General features: G+C 35.5%; 10 protein-coding genes, 1 tRNA gene and 2 pseudogenes. 7 read left to right on the top strand and 6 right to left on the bottom strand.

What is annotated here, in order from left to right; translation table 11 throughout:
* Nucleotides 1-117: 117 nt before the first annotated feature.
* The 4 genes and pseudogenes from BSU00_RS06735 to BSU00_RS06720 all read left to right on the top strand — a co-directional run bounded on the left by BSU00_RS06735 (nt 118) and on the right by BSU00_RS06720 (nt 3,828).
* Nucleotides 118-1,652, top strand: a pseudogene (locus BSU00_RS06735) (YifB family Mg chelatase-like AAA ATPase).
* 163 nt (nt 1,653-1,815) lie between these two features.
* The gene (locus BSU00_RS06730; RefSeq protein ID WP_105003690.1) at nt 1,816-2,823 is read left to right on the top strand and encodes a TlpA disulfide reductase family protein; all 1,008 of its coding nucleotides are present in this window, start codon (nt 1,816-1,818) and stop codon (nt 2,821-2,823) included.
* A 115-nt stretch (nt 2,824-2,938) separates the two neighbouring features.
* Nucleotides 2,939-3,232, top strand: a complete 294-nt coding sequence (locus BSU00_RS06725; RefSeq protein ID WP_105003689.1) for a hypothetical protein — start codon at nt 2,939-2,941, stop codon at nt 3,230-3,232.
* A gap of 89 nt (nt 3,233-3,321) precedes the next feature.
* Nucleotides 3,322-3,828: a ferritin gene (locus tag BSU00_RS06720; protein ID WP_105003688.1), complete on the top strand. Its 507-nt coding sequence runs from the start codon at nt 3,322-3,324 to the stop codon at nt 3,826-3,828.
* 133 nt (nt 3,829-3,961) lie between these two features.
* Here the strand turns inward: BSU00_RS06720 and BSU00_RS06715 are convergent.
* The 3 genes and pseudogenes from BSU00_RS06715 to BSU00_RS06705 form a co-directional block, all read right to left on the bottom strand.
* Nucleotides 3,962-5,811: pseudogene (locus BSU00_RS06715) on the bottom strand (M1 family metallopeptidase).
* 70 nt (nt 5,812-5,881) lie between these two features.
* A complete protein-coding gene (locus BSU00_RS06710; protein WP_105003687.1) occupies nt 5,882-7,519 on the bottom strand; it encodes a S8 family peptidase in 1,638 nt (545 codons plus the stop codon).
* A 115-nt stretch (nt 7,520-7,634) separates the two neighbouring features.
* Nucleotides 7,635-8,477 carry an MBL fold metallo-hydrolase gene (locus BSU00_RS06705; protein ID WP_105003686.1) on the bottom strand — a complete coding sequence of 281 codons (843 nt, stop codon included), beginning with the start codon at nt 8,475-8,477 and terminating at the stop codon, nt 7,635-7,637.
* Nucleotides 8,478-8,735: 258 nt separating this feature from the next.
* Here BSU00_RS06705 and BSU00_RS06700 point away from each other — a divergent pair, with 258 nt between their 5' ends.
* Complete coding sequence (locus BSU00_RS06700) at nt 8,736-9,767, top strand: TlpA disulfide reductase family protein (RefSeq protein ID WP_158254402.1); 1,032 nt, start codon at nt 8,736-8,738, stop codon at nt 9,765-9,767.
* A 67-nt stretch (nt 9,768-9,834) separates the two neighbouring features.
* Here BSU00_RS06700 and BSU00_RS06695 read toward each other — a convergent pair.
* The 3 genes from BSU00_RS06695 to BSU00_RS06685 all read right to left on the bottom strand — a co-directional run bounded on the left by BSU00_RS06695 (nt 9,835) and on the right by BSU00_RS06685 (nt 13,187).
* A tRNA-Cys gene (locus tag BSU00_RS06695) sits at nt 9,835-9,905 on the bottom strand.
* A gap of 54 nt (nt 9,906-9,959) precedes the next feature.
* Nucleotides 9,960-10,322: a dihydroneopterin aldolase gene (gene folB, locus BSU00_RS06690; RefSeq protein WP_105003684.1), complete on the bottom strand. Its 363-nt coding sequence runs from the start codon at nt 10,320-10,322 to the stop codon at nt 9,960-9,962.
* Between the two features lie 45 nt (nt 10,323-10,367).
* Nucleotides 10,368-13,187 (bottom strand): glycosyl hydrolase, encoded by a 2,820-nt coding sequence (locus tag BSU00_RS06685; protein ID WP_199176769.1) that lies wholly within the window; start codon nt 13,185-13,187, stop codon nt 10,368-10,370.
* 202 nt (nt 13,188-13,389) lie between these two features.
* On the opposite strand from BSU00_RS06685, the gene BSU00_RS06680 reads away from it, so the two are divergent.
* A complete protein-coding gene (locus BSU00_RS06680; protein WP_105003931.1) occupies nt 13,390-14,292 on the top strand; it encodes a RimK family alpha-L-glutamate ligase in 903 nt (300 codons plus the stop codon).
* Nucleotides 14,259-15,224 (top strand): succinylglutamate desuccinylase/aspartoacylase family protein, encoded by a 966-nt coding sequence (locus tag BSU00_RS06675; RefSeq protein ID WP_105003683.1) that lies wholly within the window; start codon nt 14,259-14,261, stop codon nt 15,222-15,224. The genes BSU00_RS06680 and BSU00_RS06675 overlap by 34 nt, the downstream gene beginning before the upstream one ends.
* The last annotated feature ends 27 nt before the right edge of the window (nt 15,225-15,251 follow it).

Raw genomic sequence — 15,251 nt, 5'->3', positions numbered from 1 at the left:
ACGGTCACTAATTAAACGGTAGGAATAGTACCAGAGTCAATTTTTCTTCCATTGACTTATTTTAACATTATTTTTTTCTTATTCAAAGAAGCGTTATTTTTAAAACAAAAATTCGCTATGCTAAAAAAAGTTTATGGCTCTTCCGTATTCGGAATAGAGGCTACTACAATCATTATTGAAGTTAATATTGATAAGGGAATTGGCTACCATTTGGTTGGTTTACCAGACAAAGCAGTTAGTGAAAGTTCCTACCGTATTTCAGCTGCATTAGCCAATATTGGCTATAAATTACCCGGGAAAAAAATTATTATTAATATGGCTCCTGCGACATCCGTAAGGAAGGTGCTGCTTTTGACCTGCCCTTAGCTGTAGGAATATTGGCTGCCTCTAAACAAATACACTGTAGAAGTTTACAGAAGGTCTTAATGATGGGAGAGCTATCTCTTGATGGAAGCTTGCAACCCATAAAAGGAGCATTACCAATTGCTATAAAAGCTAAAGAGGAAGGCTTTAGTTCTTTAATTGTCCCTGTAGATAACGCAAAAGAGGCTGCAATAGTGAACGGAATTACAGTTTTTGGAGTATCCACCATTACAGAGGTTATTAAGCATCTTACACACGAAGAATTATTAGTCTCTACCGAGGTTGATGCCAAGACAGAATTTGATAAACATTACGACACTCCCGAATTTGATTTTGCCGATGTTAAAGGACAAGAAAGTATAAAAAGAGGTATGGAAATCGCAGCAGCAGGCGGGCATAATATTATTTTAATTGGTCCACCAGGTTCTGGAAAAACCATGATTGCAAAACGGTTACCGTCTATACTTCCTCCTATGACACTGCAAGAAGCACTTGAAACTACTAAAATTCATTCTGTTGTTGGTAATATCAAAAATGGTGGTTTGTTGTACCGACGTCCTTTTCGTTCCCCGCACCATACCATTTCAGATGTAGCATTAGTTGGAGGTGGACAATACCCGCAACCGGGGGAGATTTCAATGGCACATAACGGAGTTTTATTTCTAGACGAACTTCCTGAGTTCAAGAGAAGTGTCTTAGAGGTTATGCGGCAGCCATTGGAAGATAGAGAGGTAACCATATCTAGAGCCAAGTTTACGGTAAATTACCCTAGTAGTTTTATGCTAGTAGCAAGTATGAATCCGAGTCCTTCAGGATATTTTAATGATCCAAACGCTCCTATTGCTGTTTCATCAACCGAAATGCAACGGTATTTAAGTAAAATATCCGGGCCTTTATTAGATAGAATAGACCTTCATATTGAGGTGACTCCTGTTCCTTTTGATAAATTGTCCGATTCAAGACCGTCCGAATCTAGCACAGCAATTAGAAAGCGTGTTTCTATGGCTAGAGAAGTTCAGTTGGAACGCTTTAAAAACATTAAACATATACACTATAACGCCCAGATGAATGTGAAAAGGATCAAGGAATTTTGCCAATTATCAGCCGAAAGTAAAGCATTACTTAAAAAAGCTATGGAAAAATTAAATTTATCTGCAAGAGCTTACGATCGTATCTTAAAAGTATCGCGAACTATTGCAGATTTGTCTAAAGACACGAATATTGCACCCCATCATTTAGCAGAAGCCATTCAATATAGAAGTTTGGATAGAGAAGGTTGGTTAGGGTGATATTCTAGCATTGCAAATATGCGTATTATAAACTACGTGTTTTCAATTAAATCATAAAGTTATTATAATTTACACTTATTTTTCTCTTTGTGTTTCTTGATTAAATACATTTTTATTGGAAATTTACTACCTTCGTCAGGTACTAATCATTTAATGAATAATAATGAAAAAAATATTTCTTTTAGCGATAGCGTCGCTTGCCATACTTTCTTGTAAGCAAGAATCAAAAGATTATCTAACTTTTTCCGGTAAGATTACCAATAAGAATTCAGACTCGTTACTGGTTTGGAATCCTATGATTGGGTTTAAGAGAGTGCTGCAAGTAGATGAGAATGGAGCTTTCAAAGATACCATGAAAATAGTAGACGGTTTGTATAGTATTTATGATGGAAAAGAGAGTACTAGAGCATTTTTTAGAAATGGTGATGAGGTGAATTTAACGTTAGACGCCAAGGAATTTGACGAATCTATAGTATACACTGGAAAAGGAGTGGATGAAAGTAATTTTTTAGCGAAAACAGCGTTGCTACAAGAGGAATTTCTTATGGATAAAGATTTGTTCCAACTTTCTAAGGAAGAGTTTGATGCCAAAGTCACAAGCTATACCAATGATTTTGAGACAAGAATTACTGCACAAGAATTAGATTCTGCTTTTGTCGTAACAGAGCGAGAAACTCTAGAGGGGATGAAACAGTATCTCAATAGAAATTATGAAGAGCAAGCTTATATTGCTAAGAATTTAGCAAAAGGCATGGCCTCTCCGAAGTTTGTTGGTTATGAAAATCACAAAGGAGGTTCTACCTCTTTAGACGATTTAAAAGGGAAGTATGTTTACATAGACATGTGGGCTACATGGTGCCAACCTTGTAAAAATGAAATACCGTATTTGAAAAAAGTAGAAAAGCAATTTCACGACAAAAATATCGAATTTGTAAGTATTTCAATTGATAGGAATAAAGACTACAAGACATGGAGAGAAATGGTTGTGGAAAAGGAGCTTACAGGAATCCAATTGTATGCTAAAGAAGACCAGAGCTTTACTGCATCTTATAGAGTTTCAGGGATCCCTCGCTTTATCTTATTAGATGCTGCAGGCAATATAGTAGATTCTAATGCTCCAAGACCATCCGATCCTAAATTAGTAGAATTATTATCTTCCTTAGATATCTAAATATCTAAAACATATATGAGAAAAGACTTGCCTTAGCAAGTCTTTTTTTTTGATAAATCTCAATTTTAACACTTGTTTTTTGTTTAGATTAATTAAAAATAGCTATTTTTGCCACATGGAGGTAAGTATAGATAAAAACGAAATAACCATTACGAATACAAGGAGAAGTTATTATGAACTAAACCTTGGCTACAAGATAATTGAGTTAAATTTTGGTCAATTACTTTCTTTTAGAAAAAAAATTTTAACACATTCTTCGAATAGCAATATTGAATATCTTCTTCACCATGATAATTTTGTCCTAGTTTTTGCTGCTGATAATAAACATTTGCTGTATTTAGACGTGCCACAATTACTTCGATTAAGAAAAGTTTTACTATCTGTTTTTGAGCATACTACAGTTGTCTAGTGCTTACTTAGATTGTCTTTAAACTGTAATATCCCTTATGAAAGCGCTGAATTTTAGGTATCTTTACTTATAGTAAAAAACAACGTAAAATGAAAACAGCAATTAGAAGAGATATGATTCTACACGTGGAGGTTGTAGATTTATTAAACAAACAAATCATGTTAGAACAAAAAGCTTCCTCTAAGTACTTGGCGATGGCATCTTGGTGCGACCAAAGAGAGCTTGTAAACTGTAAAAAGTACTTTTACGATCAGGCGGAGGAAGAGCGTACACACATGATGAAAATTTTTAAATTCATCAATGATAATGGTGGAAGTGCTATGTCTCCTGAAGTTCCTGCAGTGTCTCACGAATTTGAAAGTATGCGAGGTTTATTCGAGGCCTCTTTAGATGGTGAAATTGAGGTTACTAATGCGATTCATCACGCATTCAAAAAATCTCGTCAAGTTGGTGATTTTACGTCGGAAATGTTTTTACAATGGTTTGTAACCGAACAGGCAGAAGAAGAGGAAAAAGTAAGAGATATACTAGACTTAATTGATTTAATGGAAGGAATGCCGTTAAAGATGATTGACGAAAGAATACCAACCGAATAAGAAAATAATTAAAGCTTTATTAGAATCACTTCTAATAGAAATTTTATTTCTGTGATTTTAATAATTAGTAGGTAAAAAAATGGATAGAGAATAATTGTTCTCTATCCATTTTTTGGTATGCCAACTTTTACTTTTATTTCAAAGTTGTATAGGTGTTGTTTTTAAGTTCGATATCAGCCATAAGTTTAGATGGGTCTATCGTAACAGATGAAACTTTTTTGTCGGTATTAAACGTATAAGTCGGGTGGGCAAACGTCCAATCTTCTAGAAGTGTTGCATTTGTTGGTTTGTTTCCTCGCATCATTCGTAAAGGAATAACAAACATTTCTTCGGTACCATCTTCATAGGTAACGCTTAGATCTATCGGCATTGGCATTTTTCCAATTCGTTCTAAAGTAATTTTAGTGCCATCCACCGATTTGATTCCATAGTCAATGGTATGCGTTGTTTGTGTCCATTCGTTTAAATACCAGTCTAAATGAACTCCTGAAACTTTTTCTGCAGTTCTTTTGATATCATTTGGTGTTGGATGTTTAAATGCAAAATCTTCGTAATATTTTAATAGTGTTTTTGCGACGTTTTCTTTTCCAATGATGTATTCCAATTGGCTTAGAAAAAGATTTCCCTTTGAGTAACTAGCCATCGAATACGCCATATTTGTATGGTACCTATCGGCATGGGTAGTTAAGGGCTCTTCTACACCACTTCCCACCACATAATAATAGTGCCTGTAGGATCCATCCTGAGGATTTACTTTGTTTTCTTTTAAAATCTCATTTTCTGCTTTATTGGAGATATAGGTAGTAAATCCTTCATCCATCCAAGGGTGTTTTGTTTCATTGGTAGCCAATAAAAATTGGAACCAAGTGTGGGCTAACTCATGTGCAGTTACACCGAAAAGACTACCCCATTTACGTTTTCCTGTAATAAGCGTACACATAGCGTATTCCATTCCACCATCACCTCCCTGAATAACTGAGTATTGTGGGTATGGGTATGGCCCAATATGCTTGCTGAAATACTGTATAAGTTCGGCTGTTTTACCTTGTAATTTTTGCCAATTTTCTAGATATTGTGGATCTAGATTTTTTTTGTAAAGAAAATGTAATGCAATACCATTTTCCATATTTAAAATATCGTGTTTATACTCTGGGTCTGCGGCCCAGGTGAAGTCGTGAACGTTGTCTGCTTTAAAATGCCAATGTAATTTTTCTCCCGAAGGAAGTGTTAGTTTTTCACTGCTGTTTTCATATCCATGCCCTATTTCTTGTGGATTTTGCAAAGTACCAGTTCCACCAACTGTATAGTTTTATCAATGTGTAAGGTTACGTCAAAATTTCCCCATACACCATGGAATTCTCTTCCTAAATAAGGTGGTGTATGCCATCCTTCAAAATCGTATTCTGCCATTTTCGGATACCACTGGGTCATAGAAAGTGCCACACCCTCTTTGTTATCTCTTCCAGAACGTCTTATTTGTTTCGGAACTTGTGCGTCAAAGTTCATCGTAAAGGTAACTCGCTCTCCAGGTTGTATTGGAGAATTTAATTGTACCTCTAAAATAGTTCCAACGGTTTCATATCGTACAGCTTGGCCATTTTGCTGTAAAGAATTAACCTTAATAAAGCCAATTTCATTTGGTTTTAATTTACTAATTCTATCCCTTACTCTTCCATCCGGATCTTTAATATTTCTCGACCTAACATCCATTTGCGAATTTGGTTGAAAGGCATTAAAGTATAAGTGGTAATAGACATTTTCTAAAACATCTGGTGAATTATTGGTATATACAAGCTTTTGAACACCTTTGTATTGGTGTGATTTTACATCCATATCGATATCCATAGTATAATCTGCGTGTTGCTGCCAATACCCTGAATTGGATTTTTTTTCGGTGTCGATTGGTATCGCTTTTTCTTGTTGTTTTGCGGAAGCACAACCCACTAAAAAAAGAAAAGAAGCACCTAAAAGTATTTTTTTCATCTTATTTGGTTTTATAAAAAAAGAGCATTTTTAAAATGCTCTTTTCAAATGTACTAATTTATTTTAATAACTATTTTCTTCCATTTACCATTCTATCTGCCATTCTAACAGCATTGTATGCATTTACCACACGTCCTGAAACAGATAAATCTGAAAATGGAACCATTTCACCATTTGGATTTGCAGCAGATCTAGAACCTGGTTTCATAACTTGTAAGTCTATTTTAGTACCTGAATTCATCAAAATGTGTTTCACTTGACTTGCACTCAATTCTGGGTAGTAAGAACGCACCAAAGCAGCAACACCGGCAGCAGAAGGAGCAGCCATTGAGGTACCACTTAACGGTCTGTATTCGTTCTCCGGAGTAGTAGAATACACATTTACCCCAGGTGCAAAGACATCTACGTTTAGTTTCCCATAATTTGAGAAAGATGCAGGCATTTTTTCGTTATAATTAGAACTCATTGCACCAAGTGTTAATACGTTGTCTGCAATTTCATTTACTAAATCTGGAGCATCGTTTGGAAATGTTTTTTCAACATCAATATTTTTTCCATCATTACCTGCAGCATTAACGATTAAAACATCCTTTTTAGCAGCGTATTTAATGGCATCGTAAACCCATTCTTTATTTGGAGAGAAGCCTTTACCAAAACTTGTATTGATAACTTTGGCACCGTTGTCTACAGCATAGCGAATCCCTAGAGCAACATCTTTATCGTATTCATCACCATCAGAAACAGAACGCACTGCCATTAATTTTACATCTGCTACACCATCCATTCCGGTATTGTTGTTTCTTGTTGCCCCGATAATTCCAGCTACATGTGATCCGTGTAATTCGTCTTTTACTGAATGCCCAGTATTTCCATTCCCGTATCCTGGTTTGTCATTTATGTCATAGGCATTGTCTCCTACTACAGTTCTGTAATCTGTTTTTAAATTGTCTCCATTGATGGTTTTATCTGCTTTATCTACTAGAGAGGAAAGCTCCTTTATTACCTCAGGAAGCGATGGAACAAATTGGTACATGTATTTTGCACGAGATATGCTTTTCTTTAAATCTTCGTCTTCTGTTTGAATAGCTTCTACTTCCGCAACAGTGTAATCCTCTTTACCAAAATGCTTGCTTAAGGCTTCGTGCGATTTTTTAGAACCGTCTAACATTTGACCGTAACGTGCTTTGTTATCTTGTGCTTCTTTTACCTTTTTCTCTTGATATGATTTAACCTCTGCTACAGTTTCTGCATCGGCAATTTCTGGATTCATTAGAATACGCTCGTATTCGAGGTGTTCTTTATAAGAATCTCCTAAGAAGTTCCATCCATGGATGTCATCAACATATCCGTTTTTGTCATCGTCTATTCCGTTTCCGGCAATTTCTTTTGTGTTTACCCAAGCAACTTCTTTTAAATCTTCATGATTTAAGTCGGTACCACTATCTACCACACCTACAATTACTTCTGTTGCTTTTTTTCCTTTTAAAAACTCGTGTGCTTTTAGAACACTCATTCCAGGAATAGAATCGGTAGCTAAATCTAGGTGTTGCCAGTTATTTTTTTCGTAATCAGTTAGTGCTGCTTTCTTTGCAGTAATATTTACGACAGAGTTGCTTCCGTTAGGTACAGGTATTTTACTTACTGAAGAACAACCAACTAAAGTTGTAGCTGCTAATGCAGAGTAAAAAACAGGTTTCAAAATTCTCATAATATCTTTATTAATTATAATAACTGTAAATTTATTATTATTTAACCGAAAAATATAACCAAAACTGAGGATTTTTCATTTTTTTAACTATTTTAATTCTAGCTTGAACCAGACTTTAAAAGATATCTTGGAATTTAAAAGTCTCTTTAAGTCTAACGCCTCTTTCCGTATGTTGTACAGTACATAATTCTGTATGTGCATCGTGTTCTAGGAATAGGTAATAATTTCTATCTGCTGCCTCGTTTAAAAAGACTTGTTTTTCTTTTATGGTAAGTAATGGTCTTGTGTCATAGCCCATAACATAAGGCAATGGAATATGCCCGGTAGTTGGTAAAAGATCGGCCATAAAAACAATAGTTTTTCCTTTGTAGGATATTTTTGGTAACATTTGTTTTTCGGTATGACCATCTACAAAAATAACATCAAAACCAATTTGGTCTTTTGCGTTTCTGTGGATAAAATTTAATTGCCCATTTTCTTTAATGGGTACGATATTTTCTTTTAAAAATGAGGCTTTTTCTCGGGCATTTGGCTCTATTGCCCATTTCCAATGTTTATCGTTACTCCAAACCTTAGCGTTTTTAAAAGCAGGGACGTATCCGGTTCTATCACTATTCCACTGAATTACCCCACCGCAATGATCAAAGTGTAAATGCGTCAGGAAAATGTCTGTAATGTCATCTCTGTGGAAACCATATTGCGATAAGGATGCATCTAAGGAATAGTTTCCAAACAAATAGTAATATCCAAAAAATTTATCCGATTGTTTGTTGCCAAGTCCTGTATCAATTAGGATTAGTCGGTTTTCATCTTCTATTAGAAGGCATCGCATACTCATCTCTATCATATTATTACTATCAGCCGGATTCGTTTTATTCCAAATAGATTTTGGAACTACGCCAAACATAGCACCCCCATCTAGTTTAAAATTACCGGTTTCTATTGGATATATTTGCATAATAACGTTAGTTTAGATTTGTGATTTGTCTAACAAATATAACCATACCTTTTTATTTTGCTATGCATTTGTTCTTGCCTTTTATCGAGTAGATTGACACATGAAAATTTCACGAAAAGCTACTAAGTTGCGAGTATTCTTTTAATTTCTAGTAGAATATATTATAAAAAACATCTTATCTTTATGGCTGTAGCACTTGTATAAGTGCTTTGCCATTGCATAATGTAAATGGCGAATACGAATGGAAATATGAATTTTATGAAAAATATTATTTTAAGTTCTTTGGTGTGCTTATTAGTTTTTGTGCACTGTACTACTAATGAAAAGCCAATTAAGGGTGCCAAGTTAGACATCACTATTAATAATGAGAATGTTATAGACAGTTTAATTGTGTACGATAAAGAGAATTCATGGGATATCATGGGTTGTTATCGTTTTGCGGATGCAAACATGATTTCAGACACACTACAGGTGACGCAAAATAAAATTTATAAAATGTATTTCTTTACTGATGGCATGCAACAAGAACTAGGAGAGATTTATCTTGGTCCGAATTCAAGGAATGCTTTTCAAATGGATAAAAATGATCCGTATGCCTCTATCAATTTTCAAGGCACGTATGCTGCTATTAATAATTATTTTGCCTATGCCAGGAATATAGAGAATATATTGTCGGAACAAGTGAAAAATGGAATTTCTCAAGAAGATTTACAAGTAGAATTAGCAGAAAAAAAGGAGATGGTTTTGCAAAAGGGGAAAAGCGAACAAATTTCAGATTCATTGGTTGATTACACCAAAAATAAATTTGAAAAGTTTTCTTCTATTTTAGTTAAGAAAAATTCAAAATACCTATACAAACGATCTTTAATAGGAACTGTTGGAAATAATTTTGTTTTTCAAGACGCCAATAAAAAACCAGTATCCTTACAAGATTACAAGGGTAAATACGTGTATATTGACGTTTGGGCCACCTGGTGTAAGCCTTGTAAAGAGGAGTATGTGCATTTGAAAGATTTAGAAGCGTATTTTTCCGATACTGAGGCTATTGCAATCTTGTCTGTAAGTATTGATAAAGATTTTTCTACTTGGTATAATTATTTAACAAGTGCACTGCTCGAGGGAACACAATTGCATTGTGGTCTTGAAAATCCTTTCGTTACATTTTACGATATTGGTGCGTTACCGCGTTTTCTGTTTTTAGACAAGGAGGGAAAGGTTATTAGTGCAGATGAAATTCGTCCTTCAAATGAACGTCTAAAGAGTTATTTACAAAGCTACCTTAAAAAATAAATATGGGGTAAAAAGACAATTGCAATTAAAAAGCGCAATAAACAACTTGTTTATTGCGCTTTTTTTGAGGTGTCGAGCGGATTCGAACCGCTGTAGATGGTGTTGCAGACCACTGCCTAGCCACTCGGCCACGACACCCTGTCGTTATGGGAGAGCAAATTTACATCTTTTATTTTTTATACCAAATGTTTTTTAGCTTTTACGAACATCTTTTAAAACGATGACAACTTCTTCCACATTACCTCCTATTGGCGGATTTATTTTAGAAACACTAATAGTTCCTTCCTCTACTAATGGAATTTCGTTAAATATTCTGTCTAAAATTCTTTTGGCAACGTGTTCTAAAAGCTTTGAACGAATTGCCATTTCTTCTTTTGCGATTTTATTTAAATGTACGTAATCTACAGTATCGGCTAATGCGTCACTTTCTGCTGATTTTTGTAAATCTGCTTGTACTTCGATATCTACTCTGTATTCCGAACCAATTTTGGCTTCTTCTTCCAAACATCCGTGGTTAGTGTATATTCGAATGTTGTTTACTCGTATTATTCCCATAGTACAAAGATACCAATGTTTATTAGTTTTGTGATGATTTAAAAACTATAGTATTTCAAAATTTTGTGTTATTCCATTCATTTCTGCCGTATATTTTCCTTTTGGCAAATAATAGGTCCCATTTTTTGCTTTCTTAAGAACTGCGTCTTTATGTTTTTTAAGATAAGACTTTTTCCCACTTGTAGAAAAAGAGACATCAAAGTCGATTTCATTAAATCCTTTGGATGCCTTTTTATTTATGCTATTTACCAAAACATCTTCTTCAAAAATATTAATCGTAACATTTTTAGCGGAGTTTACATAAAACCCTATGTTTTGGTTTGGCGTATCTGGTGTTAACCATTTACTCCACGAATTACCCCAAGAGTTTCTTTTTCTCACGTCATTAATGCTAAAAAGAGCATCTTTACTTGCATCGTTTAATTCTTGTAGTGGCGAAATATTTGCAACGTACAAACTTCTTCCGTGCGTCCCTAAAATTAAAGCATTTGCTTTAGGTTGAATAACCAAATCGTGTACAGCAACATTAGGAACTCTTACAAAAGGAGACCATTTTTTTCCATGGTCTATGGTTACATAGGCACCATTATCGGTTCCAACGTACAAGATATTCTCTTTTTTAGGATCCTCTTTTATTACGTTTACCGGAGAAATAGGAATATTCGTGCTAATATCTGTCCAGGTTTCGCCATAATTGTCGGATTGAAATATGTAGGTTTTGAAATCATCATAGCGATACCCGTTCAAAGTAACGTATACTCTTTCTTTTTTGTGTTGGGAAGCAATAACTCTACTTACCCATAAATTTTTAGGTAGGGAATTTGTAATATTTTCCCAGTTTCCTCCACCATTTTTTGAAACCTGAATTACACCATCATCCGTACCAACATAAAGCAGTCCGAACTGAAAAGGACTTTCAGAAATGGTAGTAATAGTACCATAGGCTACATTTCCTTTCTTACCACCTTGGGTTAGGTCTTCAGATATGGTTTGCCAGTCGTTTCCCTGATTCATGGAGCGATGTAATTTATTTCCTCCTAAATATAAAATATCTTGGTTGTGTTTGGATAATAGAATTGGGGTTTGCCAATTAAATCGATAAGGGGTTTCGCCCAAGCTGTGTTTTGGCTGTATATAGGTTCTCTTTCCTGTATCTCGGTGTATTCTATAATAATTTCCAAACTGATACCCAGTGTACAAAATGTTGGGGTTTCTATCGTCAACTGTGACTTGCATTCCATCACCTCCCATGAGGTTTTCGTAAGGATTTTTTCCGGTTTGCTGCCACGCTTTATCTACTGTGGCATTGTGATTGGCAACCCAAACGCCGTTATCTTGAAGCCCTCCATATACTTTATAGTTTTTTTGATTATCTGCGTATATGGCATAGAATTGTCCTACGGGAGGATTGTTCAATTTTATCCAGTTTTCGCCATCGTCATAAGAGATGTTTAGTCCGCCGTCGTTTCCATCAATTAAGTGCCCTGATTTTTTTGGATTTACCCATAATGCTTGGTGATCGGCATGCACATTTTCTTTACTTATAGATCGGAAAGTTTTTCCTCCATCTTTAGATTTCAAAATAGGAACCCCTAAAACATAAATTGCGTTTTGATCTTGAACATCTACGCGAATTTCACCAAAATAGTATCCATACGAATAGTACAAATCATCCAAATACCCCTCGTGTGTTTTTTTCCAAGTCTTTCCACCGTTTTCCGATTTATAAACTTCAGCACCTATTACCGGAGTGTCAAACAATAGCGAGTTTGCGTTTTCTAAATATTTAGCCAAGTCGATAGGCTTAACAGCACCAGATCGAACCATTTGTTTTACATTTTCTGCCCTGTACTTTTCTTGAAAACCATTGGTTTTAAGGTAGGTGTTTAGTTTTTTATTATCCAACGCTAAAAAACTACTAACAGACATGCTTTTAAAGTCTTCTTTGGTTAAAGCATTAGATTCTTTCTTTTGAAGGTCTTTGTCATCGCGTCTAAACTGATTGTCATGAAACGCATATACGGTAGTATCGTTAAAAACGGCTAGCCCAATTCTTCCAACGCCATTTCCTTCTGGAAAACCATTATCTTTGGAAATTTTGACCCAAGATTTTCCAGCATCCATACTTTTATAAATGGCAGAATTGGCTCCATCTCCATCAAAATTCCATGCTTTACGCTCACGTTCCCAAGAAGCAGCGTATATGATGTTAAAATTATCAGGGCTTGGTTGTAGGTCAATTATTCCCGTATTAGTGTCGATAAATAAGGTTTTCTCCCATGTTTTTCCTCCATTAGATGTTCGGTAAATACCCCTTTCTTCGTTGGGAGAGTATAAATGGCCCAAAGCACCAACAATTACCTCCTCCGGATTGTTAGGGTTTATAAGGATTCTTCCGATATGATGGCTATCGTAAAGCCCCATGTTTTTCCATGTCTTTCCACCATCCATCGACTTTAAGACACCGATTCCTGCATACGACGAACGCGATGAATTGTTCTCACCAGTACCAACCCAAATGGTATTGTTTTTCCAGTCTACGGCAATATCCCCAACATTTTGTGTAGGGGCGTTGTCTAAAATAGGAATAAAACTAGTACCGTTATTTTTTGTATACCATACCCCACCAGATGCATATCCAACATAAAATTCAGCCGTATTATCTGGATTAACATCAATATCCACCACACGACCACTCATGATTGTTGGCCCTATATTTTCGAATGCAATATTCTGTACAATGGAAGAACTCTGTTGCTTTTCTTTTTCAGAAAGTGCTTTTTGTATGCTACCTGCAGATGTGGCTTTTTGCGCCTTTACTACTGCGGATAGCAGCAGTAAAATGGTTACGAGTTTGGTTTTCATGAAAAAATAATTTGAGACTTGAAAATTACTACAACTACTAAGTTTATCAAAAAAATTAACAGTTTTTATGATTATATGTAAAAGAAATACGCCTTTTCACGCTAAAAAAATATTAGATTTGTAATAAAAGGAATGCTATTTCCAAGAATCTGTAATTGCCTTTATGCGCAGTTCCCAAAATTCAAACCATACTAATAGGTTCATGAAAATTTTTATATTATCGGTAAGTGAAAGTATCTATTCTACCAATAGAATATACCAAGAAGCTACTGCTCGTGGTCATGACGTGCGCATAATTAACCATACAAAATGTACCCTAAAATTGCGTTCCGGAGTTAGAGAGGTAATTTATGAAGGTAGAAATATAATTAATGAACCAGATGTTATTATTCCTCGTATTGGTGCTTCCGTAACAGCAAATGGCGCTGCTGTTGTGAGGGAGTTTGAAATGAATGGTGTACAAACCTCGGCAAGCTCTCAAGGAATACTGAGTGCACAAAACAAGCTTCGGACATTGCAAGTGATGAACCAAAATAATATTCCTATTCCCGATACCGTTTTTTCGGTAAACACAGAAAATATTGAGGAACAAATACAACTACTAGGAGGAGTTCCTATTATTATAAAATTACAAGAAGGCACCCATGGTTCAGGTGTTATTTTAGCAGAGACGGAAAAGTCTGCAAAATCAATGATGGATACCCTATTTACCATGCAAAGTAGTTTTATTCTTCAAGAATTTATTCAAGAGAGCAATAGTGAAGATATTCGCGTTTTAGTAGTTGGAGATAAGGTTATTAGTGCCATGAAACGGAAAGGTACAATAGATGATTTCAGGTCTAACATCCACAGAGGGGGCAGTGGTTCTAAAGTTTTGCTAACCAAAGCAGAACAGCAAATTGCAATAGACGCAGCAGGTTATTTGGGTCTACCTATCGCTGGAGTAGATCTTATTCGATCAAAGCGAGGTCCACTTCTCATAGAGGTAAACTCAACACCAGGTTTGCAGGGTATTGAAGCATACACAGCTATTAATGTGGCGAAGGGAATGGTTAAATATATAGAGAGAAAATGTTCGAAAAGGGGTTTCAAAATAAGGAAGTAAATGTAAACGGACACTCGGTAGGACTTGGTGTTTCAAAACTGATTAAGGTACCGGTAGATCGATTACCAACAGGAACTATTATAGAGATTCCAGTGTATGTTTTTAACGGAAAAGAAGCAGGACCAACCATACTGCTTCAGGGCGGTTTGCACGGAGATGAAATTAACAGTATTGAGTTAGTTCGCAGAATGTTAATTGATAAACGGTATAAAATTCATAAAGGCTGTGTTATCGTTGTACCCTTGCTGAATGTGTTTGGCTTTCTAAACTTATCTCGCGACATGCACGGAAAGGATGTTAACAGGTGTTTTCCCGGTTCTAAAACAGGTTCTTTAGCAAGTAGAATTGCTAAGTTCTTAATGAGAGAATTGATAATTAATGTAGATTTTGCAATCGATTTTCATACCGGAGGAGCCCAACGAAATAATTTTCCACAAATACGATTTACAGCGCAAGATACTGTGGCGTATGAATTGGCTAAGGTTTTTAATGCACCAATCATGTTCGCTTCTAAATTAATACCAAAGTCATTTAGAAATGAATGTTTTAAAAATGGTATTCCTGTATTGGTTTATGAGGGAGGAGAATCCTTGCGAATAGACGAACATGCCATTGAGGAAGGAATACACGGAACTTTGCGAATCTTGAAATCGTTTCAGATGATTGATACAACCATACAAATACCCGAGCAAAAGGAGTGTGTTTTTATAAAGAAGAGACGATGGATAAGAGCCAAAGAGGCTGGGCTCTTAACGTCTAAAGTGGCGAATGGATCTTATGTCAAAAAAGGAGAAGTTATCGGTAATATTATGGATACCTACGGAGAGACCAATATCAAAGTAAAATCTCCTATCCATGGCTATATCTTGGCCAAAAATAACTTTCCAATTATCAATATGGGGGATGCTATTTTTCACGTTGGGGAACTGTAAAAAGAAAATATTCTTGTGGTATTGCTA

This window comes from Tenacibaculum sp. SG-28 (assembly GCF_002954385.1).
Taxonomy (GTDB): domain Bacteria; phylum Bacteroidota; class Bacteroidia; order Flavobacteriales; family Flavobacteriaceae; genus Polaribacter.
The sequence above is the reverse complement of the archived record's forward strand: the minus strand, read 5'-3'. Positions and strand labels throughout refer to the sequence as shown.

Excerpts from the sequence above, each read along its gene's own strand:
- BSU00_RS06730 (WP_105003690.1), top strand. The coding sequence starts at position 1,816 with ATGAAAAAAATATTTCTTTTAGCGATAGCGTCGCTTGCCATACTTTCT.
- BSU00_RS06725 (WP_105003689.1), top strand. The coding sequence starts at position 2,939 with ATGGAGGTAAGTATAGATAAAAACGAAATAACCATTACGAATACAAGG.
- BSU00_RS06720 (WP_105003688.1), top strand. The coding sequence starts at position 3,322 with ATGAAAACAGCAATTAGAAGAGATATGATTCTACACGTGGAGGTTGTA.
- BSU00_RS06710 (WP_105003687.1), bottom strand. The coding sequence starts at position 7,519 with ATGAGAATTTTGAAACCTGTTTTTTACTCTGCATTAGCAGCTACAACT.
- BSU00_RS06705 (WP_105003686.1), bottom strand. The coding sequence starts at position 8,477 with ATGCAAATATATCCAATAGAAACCGGTAATTTTAAACTAGATGGGGGT.
- BSU00_RS06700 (WP_158254402.1), top strand. The coding sequence starts at position 8,736 with ATGAAAAATATTATTTTAAGTTCTTTGGTGTGCTTATTAGTTTTTGTG.
- folB (WP_105003684.1), bottom strand. The coding sequence starts at position 10,322 with ATGGGAATAATACGAGTAAACAACATTCGAATATACACTAACCACGGA.
- BSU00_RS06685 (WP_199176769.1), bottom strand. The coding sequence starts at position 13,187 with ATGAAAACCAAACTCGTAACCATTTTACTGCTGCTATCCGCAGTAGTA.
- BSU00_RS06680 (WP_105003931.1), top strand. The coding sequence starts at position 13,390 with ATGAAAATTTTTATATTATCGGTAAGTGAAAGTATCTATTCTACCAAT.
- BSU00_RS06675 (WP_105003683.1), top strand. The coding sequence starts at position 14,259 with ATGTTCGAAAAGGGGTTTCAAAATAAGGAAGTAAATGTAAACGGACAC.